This is a genomic window from Cupriavidus sp. Agwp_2 (assembly GCF_040784895.1).
In the GTDB taxonomy this organism is placed as follows: Bacteria; Pseudomonadota; Gammaproteobacteria; order Burkholderiales; family Burkholderiaceae; genus Cupriavidus.
Window position 1 is genome coordinate 1297978 of record NZ_CP088084.1, and the last position, 16083, is coordinate 1314060.

The window sequence follows — 16083 nt, forward strand, 5'->3', positions numbered from 1 at the left end:
TCAAAGATGAACGGGACGAGCACGCGCCCGCTCAGACCTCCAGTTCCTCCAGCACCTGCCCCTTGGTCTCGATGCCGAAGAAGTGAACGGTGATGGCCGCCAGCGCGGGGACCACGGCCAGCGCGAAGAACGCCACATTGAGCGTGCCGTTGCCGATGGTGCCGGCGATCAGTGTCGGCGCGAAGATGGCGGCCAGCTTCAGCCAGGCGCCGCCAAGCCCACAGCCCATCGCGCGCACGCTGGTCGGGTACAGCTCGGGCGTATAGACGTAGGCGGTGATGAAGCCGCTGGCCAGGAAACCCATCGCCAGCGCGCAGAAGGTCGCCACCACGTATACCGACGAAGCGTGGAACACGCCCGCCAGCACCAGCGACAGCGCGCACAGCAGGAACGACACGTTGATCACCGGCTTGCGGCCGACCTTGTCGACGATCATCGCGCATACCAGCGAGCCGACCACACCCAGCACCGAGGCGCCCGCGGCCAGGTTCAGCGCCAGTTGCAGCGGCGCGTGGTAGACCGTCTTGTAGACCGTGGGCAGCCACGTCGACAGGCCGTACTGGATAAAGCCGCAGGTCGCCCACAGCATCCAGACCGCAATCGTGCGCCCCAGATAGGCCTTGCCGACCAGGTCGCGCACGCGGCGGCGCGGGTGCTGGGTCATGCGGTCGTAGGCGCTGGCATTCTGCGGCGGCGGCAGCGGGCCCCTGGCGCGGGCCTCGAACGCGCGCAGGGCGGCATCCGCTTCTTCCAGGCGGCCCTTCTCGGCCAGCCAGCGCGGCGATTCGGGGATGACGCGTTTCAGAATGAAGAACAGCACCAGCGGCACGCCGCCGATGAAGTACATCACCTCCCAGCCGTAGTGCGGCACCAGCCAGGCGCCGACGCCGTTGGACACCATCAGGCCGATCGGGAACACCACCTCGTACAGCAGCACGAAGCGCCCGCGGCCATGCGCGCGCGTGACTTCGTTGATATAGGTGGCGGCGACCGGCAGTTCGCCGCCGAGGCCCAGGCCCTGCACGATGCGCAGCAGCAGGAAGATCTCGAACGACGGCGCCAGGCCGCAGGCGATGCTCATCAGGCCGATGATGCCCGCGCTCCAGCCGATCGAGCGCAACCGGCCAAAGCGCTCGGCCAGCCCCGGGAACAGCAGCGCCCCGACCAGCTGACCGACCGACGGTGCCGCGATCAGGACGCCGATCTGTACCGGCGTCAGCGACCACTGCGCGATCAGCAGCGGCAGCGTGGCGGCAATGGCGATGACATCGAAGCCATCGAAGAAGGTGGCCAGGCCGATCAGCAGCCGGGCGCGGATATGCATGGCGTTGCCCGGCATGCGTTCGATGCGGGCGACGATATTGCCGCGCGTGATGGCGCCACCGGGCGGGCCGCTGCGGGCGGTGGCCGTGGCGGCGCCCTGGCCGGCACTGTCGGCCGTGGTCACGATACCTGCGGTGGCGGCCACCGGTGCGCCGGGGGACGCTGCGTCTTGTCTCTGTGTGAACACGGTACTTCTCGGTTGATTCTTCGGGGGTTGCTCCCCTCTCCCGCCTGCGGGAGAGGGGCGAACACAAGCGCGGAATTACAAATCCAGCACCAGCTTGCTGCCCTTGCACCCGGACACGCACACCATCATGGTCTTGTTGCTGGCGCGCTCGCTGTTGCTCAGCACGCTGTCGCGGTGGTCGGGGCAGCCTTCCAGCACGGCGGTCTCGCACGATCCGCACACGCCTTCGCGGCAGCTGTATTCGACTTCCACGCCGGAATCGAGCAGCGCATCGAGCAGCGACTTGCCCGATGGCACCTTGACGAGATTGCCGGTGCGCGACAGCTGCACCACGTATTCGCCTTCCTGCACCGCCTCGGTCGACGGGTCGGCGGCGAAGCGTTCGATATGGACGTTCGGGTAGGCATGCGCCTCGCACGCGGCCTCGAACGCATTCAGCATCGGGCCCGGGCCGCAGCAGTAGAAATGCGTCTGCGCGTCCTGTCCGCCCAGCATCGCCTTCAGGTCCGGCGGTGCGCCCGCTTCATCGTCGAAGTGGAAGCGCACCGCGTCGCCGTAAGCCGACAGCTGTTCGACGAATGCCGCCTCGGCACGCGAACGCGCGCAGTAGATCAGCGTGAACGACTTGCCCAGCTCCGCCAGCCGGCGCGCCATGCAGACGATCGGCGTGACACCGATGCCACCGGCAACCAGCACGGTATGCGCGGCGCTCTCGTCCAGCTCGAAGTTGTTGCGCGGCGCGCCCACCGTCAGCGTGGCACCCACGCGCAGCTGCTCGTGCACGTAGCGCGAGCCGCCGCGGCTGCCGCGGTCCAGCAGCACGCCCACGGTGTAGCGGTTGCGCGCTTCCGGCGCGCCGCACAGCGAGTAGCTGCGTACCAGGCCGTTGCCCAGGTGCAGGTCGATATGGGCGCCCGGGCTGTACTCGGGCAGGGTCTTCCCTTCGGGATCTTGCAGTTCGATGCTGACCACGCCGCGCGCTTCAAAACGCATGGCCTGGACGCGCAGGGTCAGGGACTGGTGGGCACTCATTGCTGCTTCCTTCTGTTGCGCTTCTCTCTCTTACCGCTTCTCGGTCAGGAACTTGCCTGCCGGGCCGCCCGCGTTCTTCTGGCGGCGGGTGTTGCCGTCGATGCCGCCCTCGATCGCCCATTCGGCGAACATGGTCGGGCCCGGCTCGAAGGCGCGCGGCTCCCAGTGCTCGTCGAGCTGGTCTTCATCGGCGTAGTACTCGATCAGGCCGCCGGCCGGATTCTTGAAGTACCAGAAGTACGCCGACGAGATCGGATGCCGGCCCGGACCGAGCTGCGTGTCCCAGCCCTTGCGCGACACATGCATGCCGCCGCCGAAGACTTCGTGGATATCGCGCACGGTGAAGGCGACGTGGTTCAGGCCGCTCTTCGGTTCCGGCAGCTGCAGCAGGAACAGGTCGTGGTGGCCGCCGTCGGCCGTGCAGCGCAGGAACGCGCCGCGGTCCGGGTAGCGGTCCGACGGCACGAAGCCGAACTTCTCCACGTAGAACTGCTCGGTGGCCTTGACGTCCTTCACGAAGAACACCACGTGGCCGACTTCGATCGGCGTGGCGTGGTCGTAGATCGGGCTGCGCTGGTTCATGCGCGGCTTGTCGTTCCACGTATTCATCAGCGCGCAGTCGACCTGCACCTCATGCTTGCGCGTGACCTGGAAGCGCACCGCCAGGCCGTTCGGATCGGTGCAGCCGATACGCAGCGTGCCGCCCTCGCCTTGCTTCACAAAGCCCGGCGCATCGGCGATCGCGTCAGCCAGATGATCGAGCGAGGCCGGCGACTCGACGCCCCACACCACTTCGCGCAGCGTCGGGCCGGCCTCGATCGCGGGCGGCAGCGACGGATCCTCGATGCGGCGCACCAGCACGCGGCAACCGTTCAGCGTTTCAAAGTCCAGGCCCTGCGCGTCATCGCGCTTGATGGCCAGGCCCCAGTCCGAGAAAAAGCCACGGCAGGCGTCAAAGTCATCCGCGCCGTAGACAATCTCGTCGATTCCCAATACCTTGATCATTGCTTCTCTCCAGCCTGCCGGGTTCAGTGGTTGGCCCACGGCAGCGGTTGTTCGTTCAGGCCCCAGTACACGCTTTTCTGCTCCATGTACTGCAGGATGCCCAGCCGTCCCTTCTCGCGGCCCAGGCCGCTGTCGCGCCAGCCGCCGAACGGCGTCGCGATCGAGAACTGCTTGTAGGTGTTGATCCACACATTGCCTGCCTGCACCGCACGTGCCACGCGCCAGGCGCGCTTGTAGTCGCGCGTCCAGATGCCGGCGGCCAGCGCGTAGACGCTGTCGTTGGCCTGTTCGATCAGGTCGTCCTCGTCGTCGAACGGGATCGCCACCAGCACCGGGCCAAAGATCTCTTCCTGGCAGATGCGGGCGTTGTTATCCAGGCCTTCGATGATGGTCGGCGTGTAGAAATAGCCGTTGGGCAGGCCGGCCACGTCGGGACGCAGGCCGCCGGTGCGCAGTTGCCCGCCTTCGTGCACGCCGGTCGCGACGTACGATTCGATGCTGTCGCGGTGGCGGTCAGTGATCAGCGGCCCCATCTGGGTGCGTTCGTCGGCGGGATCGCCCACGCGCAGGTGCGCGGCGCCGGCGGCGAGGCGGTCGATGAACGGCTCGTACTGCGAGCGCGCCACAAACAGGCGCGAGCCGGCGATGCACGACTCGCCCGACGAGCTGAAGATGCCGTACAGCACGCCGTTGACCGCGTGGTCGAGGTCGGCGTCGTCGAACACCATGGTCGGCGACTTGCCGCCCAGCTCCAGCGACACCGGCATCATCTTGTCGGCGGCGATATGCGCGATGTGCTTGCCGGTGGTGGTGCCACCGGTGAACGACACGCGGCGCACCAGCGGATGCTTGGTGATGGCGTCGCCGATCACCGAACCCTTGCCGGGCAGCACGCTGATCAGGCCCCTGGGCACGCCGGCTTCTTCACAGATGCGCGCCAGTTCCAGCGCCATCAGCGGCGTGACTTCAGCGGGCTTGACCACCACGGCGTTGCCCGCGGCGAGCGCGGGCGCCATCTTCTGTGCCTCGCTGGCGATCGGCGAGTTCCACGGCGTGATCGCCGCGACCACGCCCATCGGCTCGTAGACGCTCATGGTCAGGCAGTCGCCACGCTGCGGCGTGATGGTTTCTTCCAGCGTTTCGCAGGCGGCGGCAAAGAACTGGAAGGTGCCGGCGGCGCTGGCGACCAGCGCGCGCGTTTCGCTGATCGGCTTGCCGTTGTCCAGGCGCTGGCGTTGTGCCAGCGGTTCGGCTTGTGCGCGGATCAGTTCGGCCACACGGTACAGCACGGCGGCGCGCTCGTGCGGCTTGCGCTGGGCCCAGCCGCTGGTGAGGAAGGCGTGGTGGGCGCCCTGCACGGCCTCTTCCACATCAGCCAGGCTGGCGGCGTTGAGTTCCGCGACGACTTCGCCGGTGGCCGGGTAGCGCGTGCCGTAGCGGTCGCCGGTCCCCAGGCGCCATTCGCCTGCGATGCAGATGGGGAGTACTTCTTGTGGGTTCATGTCGTTGCCTGCTGTGTCTGTCGTTGCCGCTGCCGGCCTTACTGCGTTATTTCGCTGCGATGCCCTCACCACTGCTGCGGCGGGACTCCCCTCTCCCGCAAGCGGGAGGGTCGGTCCTTTAAATCGATACTGCGTGCGCCCGGTTGCCCAGCGCGCGCACCACGCTGAACACCGTCAGCGCGGAAGTCTTCGGGTTGGCGGCGAGCGGCTTGCCGCGCATGGTCAGTTCGAAGCCTCCGAACGCCCCACGCGCTTCCACGTGATGCACGTTCTCCACCGCATGCGGATCGGCCAGCAGCTTCACCGAGGTGCGGTCCAGCCCGAGGCCGGCCAGCGACACCGTGGCGGCGACGTTGGCGTTCTTCGGGTACAGGCGTGCGGCATCGCGCGCCGTGCCTTCGAAGATCACCGTCGTCTCGGTCAGCGCATCCAGGTCGAACAGCTTCTCGGCCGGCGTGCCGATCCAGGCACGCGCCGGCTTGCGGCCGGTGTAGATCACTTCATCCAGCCCGCCGACGCGAGCCGCGGCCAGCGCATCGATCGCACCGATCGCGCCGGAGAGCAGCTGCACCTGCGTGCCGCCACGGCGCGCGGCCGCTTCCAGCCGCTCGGCCATGCCGGGCTCGGACAGCGCGCCCACCGACACCACCATGCACGGAATGCCGCGCTCCAGCGCCGGCACGATGTGCTCTTCCAGCGCATGGTGGCCGGCGCACTCGACCAGCAGGTCGGGGCGCTGGTCGTCCAGGTGCGTGGCCACGCGGGCGCTGGGCGCCAGCGCGGAGAGCGCGCCACGGGCCTCGTCCATCGCGCTCTCGGGCACGATCACCACGTCGAAGGCGACGTCGGGATCGCTCTTGAGCAGCTCAAGCACGCCCCGGCCAATCGCACCGCACCCAATCATGGACACATGCAGCATTTTTCTGCTCTCCTCAGGCGCTGACGGTGGCCTGTTCCGAAGCCGGGGTTTCCTTGTTCACCGGCGGGCCGGCAAACACGGTCTTGAAGCTGCCGATCGACAGCATGTCGATTTCCAGCAGGAACGGGCCGGGCTCGACCGTGGCCTGCTCCAGCGCGGCGCCCACTTCAGCCAGGCTGCTGACGCGCGCATGGCGCAGCGACAGCGACTTGGCCAGCGCGGCGTAGTCGGGCGTATGCAGGTCCACGTAGTGGCGGCGGCCGCCGTACTGCGCGTCCTGGATGTTCTTGATCACGCCGTAGCCCTTGTCGTTCATCAGCACGATGACCATGTCGGCGCGTTCCTGCACGGCGGTGGCCAGCTCACCCAGGTTCAGGATGAAGCCGCCGTCGCCGGCAAGCGTGAAAGTCTTCTTGCCCGAGGCAGTGGCCGCCGCGCCGATCGCGGCGCCGATGCCCATGGCCAGGCCCTGGCCGATGCCGCCGCCCAGCGCGTGCACGCCGGCACGCGAGTCGAAGATGCGCAGTTCGCGGTTGCCCCAGGTGCTGTTCGACACGGTCACGTCGCGCACCCAGTTGAAGTTGCGGCCCACCGCGCCCTGGAGTGCCTGCACCAGTGCCGAGTACGGGCCCAGGCCATCGACCAGGCCGTTGACGGCAACGTCGTGCGCGCGGCGCAGGTCGGCGGCGAAGGCCGGATCGACCTTCATGCGCTTTTCGAGCCGGTCTGCCAGGGCGTCCAGCGCCAGCGCGGCGTCGCCGCTGACAAAGTAGTCGCTCAGGTAGCAGCGGCCTTCGGCGGCCGGGTCGGCGTCGATGCGCAGCAGCGGGCGCGGCAGCTTCAGTTCGTACTTCAGCGTTTCATTGCCGCGCAGGCGCGAACCCACCACCAGCATCGCGTCGCAGGTCTGGTAGAAGGCCTCGACCGGCTTGTGCAGGTTGTAGGCGCCCAGCGAGCGCGGATCGTCTTCCGCCACGATGCCGCGGCCCTGCGTGCTGGTGACCACGCCGAAGCCCAGGTCCAGCAGGCGTTGCACTTGCTTGCTGGCGTGGCGCGCACCGCCGCCCAGCCACAGCAGCGGGCGCCTGGCGTTGGCCAGGCGCTCGGCCAGCGCGTCCAGCGCGTGCGCTGACGGCACGTGCCTGGGCACCGGCAGCGGCTGCAGGTCGGCCGGCAGGTCGATCAGCGCGGCCTGGATGTCGATGGGGATTTCGACGCTGACCGGGCCGGTCGGCGCCGTCAGCGCGGTCTGCACGGCCAGCTTGATGGTGCTGATCGCGGTATCGGCGCTGCGGATGCGGAAGGCGGCCTTCGACACGGCCTTCAGCATGGTGAGCTGGTCCGGCGCTTCGTGGATGTAGGCCAGGCTCTGGTCCAGGTACGGCGTCTCGATCTGGCCGGTGATATGCAGCATCGGCGTGCCGGCGGTCAGCGCTTCAACCATCGCGCCGGCGGCATTGCCCGCGGCGGTGCCGGTGCTGGTCAGGCACACACCCAGGCCGCCAGTGGTACGGGCGTAGGCGTCAGCCATGTTGGTGCCGCCCGCTTCGCCGCGCGCCGGCACGAAGCGGATCTTGCCGCGCTCGCCCATGGCGTCGAGGATCGGCATGTTGTGGATCGAGATCACGCCAAACGCGGCCTTGACCCCGCACTGCTCGAGGAACGCCGTGATGGCGCAGCCAACGGTGACCTGCTGTTGTTCGTACTGTTGTTGATTAGGCATGACGGGAGTGTCCTCCGGAGATATCGATATGGCTGCCCGTGGTGTACGAAGACAACGGCGAGGCAAGGAACAGGATGGCGCGGGCTGCCTCGACAGGCAGGCCCAGGCGGCCAAGGGGAATATGTTTCTGCTGGGCCAGGCGCGCGGTCCACGCGGCCCAGTCCAGGTGGCGGTCTTCTTCGGCACGCGCCTCGAAGCGGCGGCGCCACTGGCCCGACTCGACCAGCCCGATCAGGATGCCGTTGACACGGACACCCTTGGGCGCGAATTCGGTGGCCATCGAGCGCACCAGGTTGAGCACGCCGGCGCGCGCGGCGGAGGTCGCCACCATGTGCGGCTCCGGCTGCTGCGCCAGCAGCGAGTTGACGCAGACGATCGCGCCCTGGGCCGACTTCTCCAGCTGCGGCAGGAAGGCGCGCGTCGGGTGGATCACCGAGAAGAACTTGAGCTGCAGTTCGTCCATCCAGGCCGCGTCTTCGGTATTGGCGAAGGTCGACACGCGGCCCTGGCCGGCGTTGTTGACCAGCATGTCGGCGTTGCCCAGCGTGGCCTGCACGTCGGCGGCAAAGGCGGCGACCTGTTCCGGCTTGAGCACGTCGCAGGTCGCGGCATGGAGCCGGCAGCCGGCGAACTTCTCGCGCAGCTGTGCTTCGGCGCCGCGCAGGCGGGCTTCGTCGCGGCCGCACATGGCGACGGCGGCGCCCGCTTCGAGCAGCAGTTCGACGGTCGCCAGCCCGATGCCGGAGGATCCGCCGGTAACGACGGCAACCTTGCCGCCGAGTTCAATCATGGACATTGTCCTCACTCCCGATACAGATTCACGACCTTGCCGGCGCTGTACAGCGACGGCCGGTAGTCGAGCAGGCGCGACAGCTCGCCCGCGGTGTTGCGCACTTTCTCCACCATCGCGTCCAGTTGATCCGGATCGAAATGCGCCGGATCGATATGCGCGGCGGGGATGGTGGCCCCCAGCGCCGCCACCACCTTGCCGGTGCGGTCGCGCACCGGCGCGGCAATGGTCGAGATGCTCGATTCGAAAAAGCCTTCCTGCAGCACGTAGCCACGCTCGCGGTCGCGCTGGACGATGGCAAAGAGCGCATCAACCGTGCGCGGCGTGCTGTCGGAGAACACTTCCAGCTGCGCCTCCGGGTACAGCGCGCGCAATTCCGCCAGCGACAGGTCTTCCAGCAGCACGCGCCCCAGCACCGTGGCATGCGCCGGCAGACGCGTGCCGACATTGACCGAACTGGCGAAGGGCCGCGGCGACACCGCCTTGGCCACGTAGACGATCGAACGCCCGTCGCGCACCACCAGGTTGGTCGGGTAGCCGATCTCGTCGCGCAGCCGCTCCAGCAGCGGGCGGCCCAGCTCGGTCAGCTCCAGCGACGCCAGGTACTCAAACCCCAGCCGCAGCACCGCCATGCCCAGCCGGAAATCGCGGCCGCCATCGGCGCGCTCGACGAAGCCCAGCATTTCCAGCGTGGCCAGCAGGCGGAACACGGTGGAGCGCGGCACCTTGAGGCGGCGCGCCAGTTCGGCGGCCGACATGGTGCGGTCCTTGCTGCTGAACTCGCTGAGCAGGCGCAGGCCGCGCTCCAGGCCCGGGACGATGTACTTGTCCTGGGTCTCGTTGGCGGCTGGCGTCGTCGGGAAGGCGTTGGTGCTCATGGTCAGTGCGTGCGGACGGGCCGATGGCGCATCACCGCTTGATCTTCGTCAGCGGGTGCTCGGGCGGGTAGGTCGGCGTGATCGGCTTCTTGGCGCCGAGCATCACGCACATCAGCGCGTCTTCCTCGCCAATGTTGATTTCCTCGCGATACACGCCCGGCGGCACCGAGACCAGGTCTCGGTCGGTCAGGATGGTCTCGAAGCGCTCGCCGTCCTTTTCCAGGATCAGCTTGATCTTGCCGCGCATGACGAAGAACACCTCTTCCACGTCGGTGTGGATATGCGACGGGCCTTCATGGCCGGCCGGGATGATCATGGTGGAGAAGGTGAAGTGCTCCGACGGCACGGTGTTGGTGTCCGCGGCCACGCCGGTGCCGCCGGTGCCCAGGTAGCGCATCTGCGCGCGGCGGTACTTGGGGTCGTAGTCGGCCTGGAACTTCAGCGCGTCCCAGTCGTACTTGCGCGTGGAGAAGCGCGCGACGCGGCTTTCCATCCACTGGTCGAACGAGGCGCCGTCCGGCTGGTCCCACGAACGCTTGATGTTGGCTGGTTGGGAAAGATCGCTCATTTGGATTCCTTCTGTTTTCAGTGGATCAGTTGGATCAGTTGGATCAATGCATGACAAAGCCGCCGTTGACCGCCAGCGTCTGGCCGGTCACGAAACGGGCAAGGTCGGAGAGGGCGAACAGCACCGCGCCGCAGACGTCGTCGGGCAGTTGCTCGCGCGGGATCGCGCGCTGCTCGCGGTACAGGTCGTGGCGATGCTGCGGCACGTATTCGGTGGCTTCCACCAGCGTCAGGCCCGGGGCCACCGCGTTGACGGTGATCTGGTCCTTGCCCATTTCACGGGCCAGCGAGCGGGTCATGCCGATGATGGCGCTCTTGCTCGCCACATAGGCCAGCAGGTTGGGCGCGCCCCACAGCGGCGTGTCCGACGCCAGGTTGACCACCGCGCCACGGCCACTGGCGCGCAGCGCCGGCAGGCAGGCAGCGGTCATCAGCCAGGTGCCGCGCACGTTGACGTTCATCACGCGATCCCAGGTGGCGATGTCGATGGCGCTGGCATCGCGGCCGCCCGAGTCGGTCACGGCGGCGTTGTTGACCAGGCCGTCAAGGCCGCCCAGGGCCTTGACCGCGGCCTCGGCGCAAGCCTGCACCGAGGCGGGATCCGCCAGGTCCAGCACCACCGGCACCACCTTCAGGCCGCGGGCGCGCAGTGTGTCGGCTTCTTGCTGCAGGCGCTCGGCCAAAATGTCGGCCATCGCCACGCTGGCGCCGGCTTCGGCCAGCGACTTGACGAAGGCCAGCCCGAGGCCGCGCGCGGCACCGGTGACCAGCACCTTGCGGCCGGCCAGCAGCGTGTTGTTGGTGAGGGCTTCAGGCATGGCTGGCGGCTCCGGCGGGCTTCAGCATCGCCACCGGCTCGTCGGCGACTTCCTGGTCGGCGCGGCGCTTCAGCAGACGGCGCACGCGCGTGATGCCGGCATCGTGCTGGTACAGCATCTCGTGGTCGCGGGCGTTGGGGGCCATCATCTCCAGCACCACGCGATCCTGCTCGAGTACGTCCCAGTGCAGCTGCTCCAGGCGGTTGCGATACAGGAAGCGCCATACGTCGCGCTCCCAGCCCTGCACGTGGCGGGTACGCCAGAAGAACACCATGCAGTGGTCTTCATCCACCGGCGTGGCCATGCCGACGATGCCGAACGGGCCGCCGGGGCCGACCTTGGCGCGGTACGGGATCGCCAGGCGCAGCCACAGCGTGCCGGTCTCGCCGAATTCCACCCAGTCGAAGTTGACGCCGCGCTGGCCGGTCTTCTCGAACACCAGGCCGTGCTCGGTCTCGCGGATCTGCATCACGGCCGACTTCTCGCCCGAAGCCATCGAGTGCGACACCGCGTGCAGGTAGGCACCGTGCATCGGGTCCATCACGTTGTCGATGGCGTAGCGGTAGTTGCAGTCCCAGTGCGCCACGCACAGGAAGTTGCTGTGTTCCTCGCTGGCCAGCTCTTCCGGCAGGCGCAGCTCGTCGGGGCTGCCTTCGCCCTGCGGTGCCTGGTCGCCGAACCACAAAAAGATCGCGCCGGCCTTTTCCTGCACCGGGTAGCTGCGCACGCAGGTGCGGCCTTCCAGCGGGCAGCTTTCCACTGCCGGCACGCTCTTGACCTGGCCGTCGCCGCCGACTTCCACGCCGTGGTACCAGCAGGCGACGCGGTCGCCCAGGTTCCAGCCCATCGACAGGCGCGCGCCGCGGTGCGGGCAGCGGTCTTCCAGCGCGTGGACCTGGCCGGCGCCGTCGCGCCACAGCACGATGTTCTGGCTCAGGCGGGTGATGCCGATCGGGGCATGGCTCACCGCCCACGAGGCGGCGACCGGGTACCAGTAGTTGCGCAGGCCGGTGTTCAGGCGGGCTTCGGCGCGGGCTTGCTTGTTCGATTCCATCTTGTTCTCGCTAGGGACGCGGTTCTGGCGTGGTTCAGGCGCCCAGGCGGCGCATTTCGGAGAGGAAGCGCTCTTCGGTCCAGGGCTGGCCGTCGACGCCCAGGAAGCCGGCGGCGTTGAACGCGCGCACGATGTCCTGCGGGTTCTGGGCACCGCCTTCGAAGGCGGCTTCGATGGCGTCGCCCAGCGCGTTCTCGTAGGCGGTCGCGGCGGCGGCACGGGTCTGCCAGACGATGTTGGCGACCTTGCCGGGTTGTTCGATATGGCCCTTGCCTGCGACGTTGTTCGGCGCCGGACGCTCCCAGGGCACCAGGTTCGGGTTGTACGAGAGGCTTTCCATTGCGCTTTGCTCCATGTCTTGCAGCTTGGGGGACCGTGTTCCGACGCCGTCCGGATGCGACCTGCTCTTGCGTCCGTCGTGTTTTACTAATGAAACACTGGTTTAGATATTGAACACAGGTACGACTATAGACAACGCAACCGTAAAAATTGACTGGGGTAAACCCGAAAATTCAGATCAGGCGGCGCAAGCGGCGCGCCAAGCGGCGCCGCGCGGGTGGCGGCGCCGGAAAGGATCAGGCGGTGCCCTGGGGCAGCGCCGAGCGGATCAGCCGCGCGGTCGCGGCGGCCTGCTCGATGTAGCAGGCATGGCCGGCGTCGGGGATCAGCGCCAGCGGCAGGTCGAAGCGTTCGGCCAGCGTGCCGCAGGCCAGCGGGGTGGTCACCACGTCGCGGCTGCCGCAGGCAATGCGTATGGGCAGCGACGCCGGACGGCGCGACAGATAACGGTCGATATCGTCGCCGCACAACATCGCCACCGCCTGGCGATAGCCGTCCGGGTCGAGCCGCTGCATGTTCCAGCGCACCCACGCGTGCGCGCCGGCATCGGCCAGCTCGCTCAGCAGCCGGGACGGCCCGCGTTGCGCCAGCCCTTCCACGCCGAGCGTGTCCAGCGCCGCCAGCCGCTGCTGGGCCACCTGCTGCGCCTGCGCTTCCTTGCCCGCCGCCCCGTAGCCCTGGGCCACGCTCAGCAGCAACAGCCGCGCCGGCAGGTTGCGCGCGTTGGCGGCATAGGCCGCGGCCATCAGCGCGCCGAGCGAATGGCCGACGATCAGGGTGGGCTGTATCGCCAGCGCCTGCAGCATGCCGTCCAGCCGTTGCGCGTAGTCGGACGCCATGGGGCGCTGCTGCGCCAGCGGCGTCGAATTGCCGTAGCCCGGCGCGTCCCAGGCGATCACGCGCGCCTGCGCGGCCAGCAGGCTGGCGCAAGGCAGCCACGAGGCCGCACCGGAGCTGATGCCATGCAGCAGCACGATGGCGGGCCCGCTGGTTCCGCCACTGCGGTACGCCACCTGCGCGCCGCCATCGACGGTCACCACGCGTTCCGCAAACCCGCTGCTCAGGGCCTCCAGTAGCTGCCGATCCGGCTGCGGAGGAATGGGGGGTTGATTTTGTTCCATATATAAAACTTAGGTTTGCGAATAAAACTTTTAAAGCATAGGCGTGCGCTTCAGGAAACGGGATCAGGGTAAACGATAGGCCTGTCCGACACGAAAACGTCAACGCGCCGGGCTGGTGCACGCACCGGTTTGCACGGCGCGCCAGGCTCTTGCTTTATGGCATCGGGCGCAGCGCCTTTGCCGGTGCGGCACGACGCCTGGGCGACCGGACTTCCGGTGGCGCGCGCCACGTAGTGCCGATGCACCGCCCGTGCGCACGCCCGGCCCTGCGCGGGTGCAGCCGGCGGCTGTCCGGCGCGTCGTCGCCGTGCCGCACTAGGGATAACCCTCCTCACAGCTTTAGGAAACTCGCGGCTATATTTTGCTCAACGTTTCTTATGTTGTTTGATGTTCCATATATAAAACATAAAAGCGGCTGTCGCAGCATTTTTGCTAGGCATCCCAGCCCACAAGGATCCACAAGAGGAGAACACCCTGCCAACAACAAGCCTGCCCTGACACCCGGCCGCCATCGCAGCAGTCCGGACCACAAAGACGATTACAAGACGGAAAAACGGAAGGAAACTGGTAGATGAAACTTGCACGAACCGCCGCGGCGCTGCTTGCCGCTTCCCCCCTGCTGGCCTCGGCCCAATCATCGGTGACGATGTATGGCGTCATCGATACCGGTGTCGAGTACGTGAGCAATGTCGGCGCCAACGGCGACAGCCTGGTGCGCATGCCCAACAACACCGCCACGGTGCCGTCGCGCTGGGGCATCCGCGGCACGGAAGACCTGGGCGGCGGGCTGAAGGGCCTGTTCGTGCTGGAATCGGGCTTCTCGCCGGACACGGGCAACGCCAACCAGGGCGGCCGCCTGTTCGGGCGCCAGGCGCTGGTCGGGCTGAGCAACCAGTATGGCCAGCTGTCGTTCGGCCGCCAGTACACGATGCTGTTCTGGGCCATTCTCGACAGCGATATCCTCGGGCCGAACGTGTACGGCTCGGGCTCGCTTGACAGCTACCTGCCCAACACGCGCGCCGACAATGCCGTCGCGTACAAGGCCAACTTCAACGGCTTCGTGGTCGGTGCCACTTACAGCTTCGGGCGCGACGCGGTCAACGCCGGCCCCAGCCCGGCCGGCACCAACTGCGCCGGCGAGAACCCGGCCGACAAGAAGGCGTGCCGCGAGTGGTCGGCCATGGTCGGCTATGACAGCAAGACCTGGGGCGTGATCGCGGCCTACGATTCGCAGCGCGGCGGTCCCGGCGCCTTCGGCGGCCTGACCAACAGCAACCTGACCGACGACCGCCTGTCGATAGGCGGCTACATGTTGCTGAAGAACACCAAGCTTGGCGCCGGCTGGATCCGCCGCGACAACGAAGGCAGCCCCACCCCGATCAGCGACCTGTACTACGCCGGCGTGTCTTACGACATCACCCCGGCAGTCAACCTGGCCGGCCAGGTCTACTTCCTGAACTACCACGGCAGCGACAACGAGGCGATGCTCTACGCGCTGCGCGCGACCTACAGTTTCAGCAAGCGCACCTCGGTCTATGCCACCGCCGGCTATATCAATAACGACGGCCAGCTCGCCATGTCGGTAAGCGGCGGCTCGCCTGGCTCCAACCCCCGCCCGGGCGCGAACCAGTGGGGCTCGATGCTGGGCATCAAGCACATTTTCTGAGTCGGTAGCGACGCCCCGGCGCCGCGCGCCGGGCTTCACCAGCCATGTGGCCCCGGCCCCCGCCGGGCGCCAAGTTTTACCGAGGTCTGAACATCATGAAGTCTGCACGCCGCAAAGTCCTGGCCACGCTGGCCGCCGCCGCCACCGTGCTCTGCACCGGCACCGGCACCGCCCTGGCCCAGGGCGCGTACCCGAGCAAACCCATCACCATCGTCGTTGCCTATCCGGCCGGCGGCGATGTCGACGTCCTGGCACGCCTGTTCGCGGAAAAGCTGGCACCGCGCCTGAAACAGTCGGTGGTCGTGGAAAACCGCACCGGCGCCGCCGGCACCATCGGCAGCGCCTACGTAGCCCGCGCCAACCCGGACGGCTACACGCTGCTGCTGGCGCCCAACACCGTCGCCATCGCACCGCTGGTGCTCAAGGCCGGCACCGGCGCCACCTACGACGTGCAGCATGACTTCACGCCGATCGCGCAGATCGGCACGCAGTCGCTGTTCGTGGTGGTCAACAAGGGCACCGGCATCACCAAGGTCAGCGACCTGGTGGCGCGCGCCAAGTCGGGCAAGGTGGAAACCTATGCCACGCCGGGTAACGGCTCGCCGATGCACATCATGGGCGAACTGTTCAACAAGTCCGCCGGCATCAAGATCAGCCAGGTGCCGTACCGCGGCCTGGCGCCCGCCATCGTCGACGTGATCGGCGGCCAGGTCCCGGTCACCTACGTCACCTACGGCGCGGTGGCGCAGTACGTGGGCAATGGCAGCCTGGTGCCGCTGGCCGTGGCAGACCAGAAGCGCTCGCCGTTCGCGCCCAATGTGCCGACGCTGGCGGAACTGGGCTACAAGGATGTCGAGATCGGTGCCTGGCAGGCGCTGCTGGGTCCGAAGAACATGCCCGCCGACATGGTGCGCACGCTCAACTCACATATCAACGAGATCCTGAAGATGCCCGACGTGGTCGCCCGCATGGCCACTATCGCGGTGACGCCGGCGGGCGGCGAGCCGGCCACGCTGTCGAAGCTGATCGCCGCGGATACCACGCGCTATACGAAGATCGTGAAGGAGTTCGGCATCCAGGCCGACTGACCTTCGCACCAGCGGCTTCCTGCGAAAGCAGGAGCCCGCCGGGTGCGCCACGGCAATCCGTACGCAGCCGC

At 67.7% G+C, this 16083-nt stretch carries 15 protein-coding genes; 2 read left to right on the plus strand and 13 right to left on the minus strand.

From position 1 onward, the window contains the following. Positions 1-31: 31 nt before the first annotated feature. The 13 genes from LPA45_RS23670 to LPA45_RS23730 form a co-directional block, all read right to left on the minus strand. Positions 32-1447 (minus strand): MFS transporter, encoded by a 1416-nt coding sequence (locus LPA45_RS23670; RefSeq protein ID WP_376790678.1) that lies wholly within the window; start codon positions 1445-1447, stop codon positions 32-34. Positions 1448-1585: 138 nt separating this feature from the next. Further along, complete coding sequence (locus tag LPA45_RS23675) at positions 1586-2542, minus strand: PDR/VanB family oxidoreductase (RefSeq protein ID WP_317924852.1); 957 nt, start codon at positions 2540-2542, stop codon at positions 1586-1588. Between the two features lie 30 nt (positions 2543-2572). Continuing rightward, on the minus strand, positions 2573-3547 hold the full coding sequence (locus tag LPA45_RS23680; RefSeq protein WP_317924851.1) for a VOC family protein: 975 nt from the start codon (positions 3545-3547) through the stop codon (positions 2573-2575). A gap of 23 nt (positions 3548-3570) precedes the next feature. Next, a complete protein-coding gene (locus tag LPA45_RS23685) occupies positions 3571-5049 on the minus strand; it encodes an aldehyde dehydrogenase (RefSeq protein ID WP_317924850.1) in 1479 nt (492 codons plus the stop codon). Positions 5050-5167: 118 nt separating this feature from the next. Then, the gene (locus LPA45_RS23690) at positions 5168-5968 is read right to left on the minus strand and encodes an aspartate dehydrogenase (protein ID WP_029047256.1); all 801 of its coding nucleotides are present in this window, start codon (positions 5966-5968) and stop codon (positions 5168-5170) included. Positions 5969-5981: 13 nt separating this feature from the next. Beyond that, positions 5982-7691, minus strand: coding sequence for a thiamine pyrophosphate-binding protein (locus LPA45_RS23695; RefSeq protein WP_116322666.1), 1710 nt, complete (start codon positions 7689-7691; stop codon positions 5982-5984). Continuing rightward, positions 7684-8487, minus strand: coding sequence for an SDR family oxidoreductase (locus LPA45_RS23700; RefSeq protein ID WP_317924847.1), 804 nt, complete (start codon positions 8485-8487; stop codon positions 7684-7686). The genes LPA45_RS23695 and LPA45_RS23700 overlap by 8 nt, the downstream gene beginning before the upstream one ends. 5 nt (positions 8488-8492) lie before the next feature. Beyond that, complete coding sequence (locus LPA45_RS23705) at positions 8493-9359, minus strand: IclR family transcriptional regulator (protein ID WP_317924845.1); 867 nt, start codon at positions 9357-9359, stop codon at positions 8493-8495. A gap of 31 nt (positions 9360-9390) precedes the next feature. After that, the gene (locus LPA45_RS23710) at positions 9391-9927 is read right to left on the minus strand and encodes a cupin domain-containing protein (RefSeq protein WP_116322663.1); all 537 of its coding nucleotides are present in this window, start codon (positions 9925-9927) and stop codon (positions 9391-9393) included. A 43-nt stretch (positions 9928-9970) separates the two neighbouring features. After that, positions 9971-10744 (minus strand): SDR family oxidoreductase, encoded by a 774-nt coding sequence (locus tag LPA45_RS23715; protein WP_317924844.1) that lies wholly within the window; start codon positions 10742-10744, stop codon positions 9971-9973. Further along, on the minus strand, positions 10737-11798 hold the full coding sequence (locus LPA45_RS23720) for an aromatic ring-hydroxylating dioxygenase subunit alpha (RefSeq protein ID WP_317924843.1): 1062 nt from the start codon (positions 11796-11798) through the stop codon (positions 10737-10739). The genes LPA45_RS23715 and LPA45_RS23720 overlap by 8 nt, the downstream gene beginning before the upstream one ends. Positions 11799-11832: 34 nt before the next feature. Further along, entirely contained in the window at positions 11833-12138 is a 306-nt protein-coding gene (locus LPA45_RS23725) for a recombinase-like helix-turn-helix domain-containing protein (protein WP_376790677.1), read from the minus strand. 235 nt (positions 12139-12373) lie between these two features. Further along, the gene (locus LPA45_RS23730; protein WP_116322659.1) at positions 12374-13258 is read right to left on the minus strand and encodes an alpha/beta fold hydrolase; all 885 of its coding nucleotides are present in this window, start codon (positions 13256-13258) and stop codon (positions 12374-12376) included. A gap of 571 nt (positions 13259-13829) precedes the next feature. On the opposite strand from LPA45_RS23730, the gene LPA45_RS23735 reads away from it, so the two are divergent. Then, the gene (locus tag LPA45_RS23735) at positions 13830-14924 is read left to right on the plus strand and encodes a porin (RefSeq protein WP_116322658.1); all 1095 of its coding nucleotides are present in this window, start codon (positions 13830-13832) and stop codon (positions 14922-14924) included. Between the two features lie 95 nt (positions 14925-15019). Then, positions 15020-16012 carry a tripartite tricarboxylate transporter substrate binding protein gene (locus LPA45_RS23740; RefSeq protein ID WP_116322657.1) on the plus strand — a complete coding sequence of 331 codons (993 nt, stop codon included), beginning with the start codon at positions 15020-15022 and terminating at the stop codon, positions 16010-16012. The last annotated feature ends 71 nt before the right edge of the window (positions 16013-16083 follow it).

Coding starts and splice junctions, on each gene's coding strand:
- LPA45_RS23735 (WP_116322658.1), top strand. CDS start 13,830: ATGAAACTTGCACGAACCGCCGCGGCGCTGCTTGCCGCTTCCCCCCTG.
- LPA45_RS23700 (WP_317924847.1), bottom strand. CDS start 8,487: ATGTCCATGATTGAACTCGGCGGCAAGGTTGCCGTCGTTACCGGCGGA.
- LPA45_RS23680 (WP_317924851.1), bottom strand. CDS start 3,547: ATGATCAAGGTATTGGGAATCGACGAGATTGTCTACGGCGCGGATGAC.
- LPA45_RS23690 (WP_029047256.1), bottom strand. CDS start 5,968: ATGCTGCATGTGTCCATGATTGGGTGCGGTGCGATTGGCCGGGGCGTG.
- LPA45_RS23685 (WP_317924850.1), bottom strand. CDS start 5,049: ATGAACCCACAAGAAGTACTCCCCATCTGCATCGCAGGCGAATGGCGC.
- LPA45_RS23730 (WP_116322659.1), bottom strand. CDS start 13,258: ATGGAACAAAATCAACCCCCCATTCCTCCGCAGCCGGATCGGCAGCTA.
- LPA45_RS23725 (WP_376790677.1), bottom strand. CDS start 12,138: ATGGAAAGCCTCTCGTACAACCCGAACCTGGTGCCCTGGGAGCGTCCG.
- LPA45_RS23675 (WP_317924852.1), bottom strand. CDS start 2,542: ATGAGTGCCCACCAGTCCCTGACCCTGCGCGTCCAGGCCATGCGTTTT.
- LPA45_RS23720 (WP_317924843.1), bottom strand. CDS start 11,798: ATGGAATCGAACAAGCAAGCCCGCGCCGAAGCCCGCCTGAACACCGGC.
- LPA45_RS23710 (WP_116322663.1), bottom strand. CDS start 9,927: ATGAGCGATCTTTCCCAACCAGCCAACATCAAGCGTTCGTGGGACCAG.
- LPA45_RS23705 (WP_317924845.1), bottom strand. CDS start 9,359: ATGAGCACCAACGCCTTCCCGACGACGCCAGCCGCCAACGAGACCCAG.
- LPA45_RS23695 (WP_116322666.1), bottom strand. CDS start 7,691: ATGCCTAATCAACAACAGTACGAACAACAGCAGGTCACCGTTGGCTGC.
- LPA45_RS23740 (WP_116322657.1), top strand. CDS start 15,020: ATGAAGTCTGCACGCCGCAAAGTCCTGGCCACGCTGGCCGCCGCCGCC.
- LPA45_RS23715 (WP_317924844.1), bottom strand. CDS start 10,744: ATGCCTGAAGCCCTCACCAACAACACGCTGCTGGCCGGCCGCAAGGTG.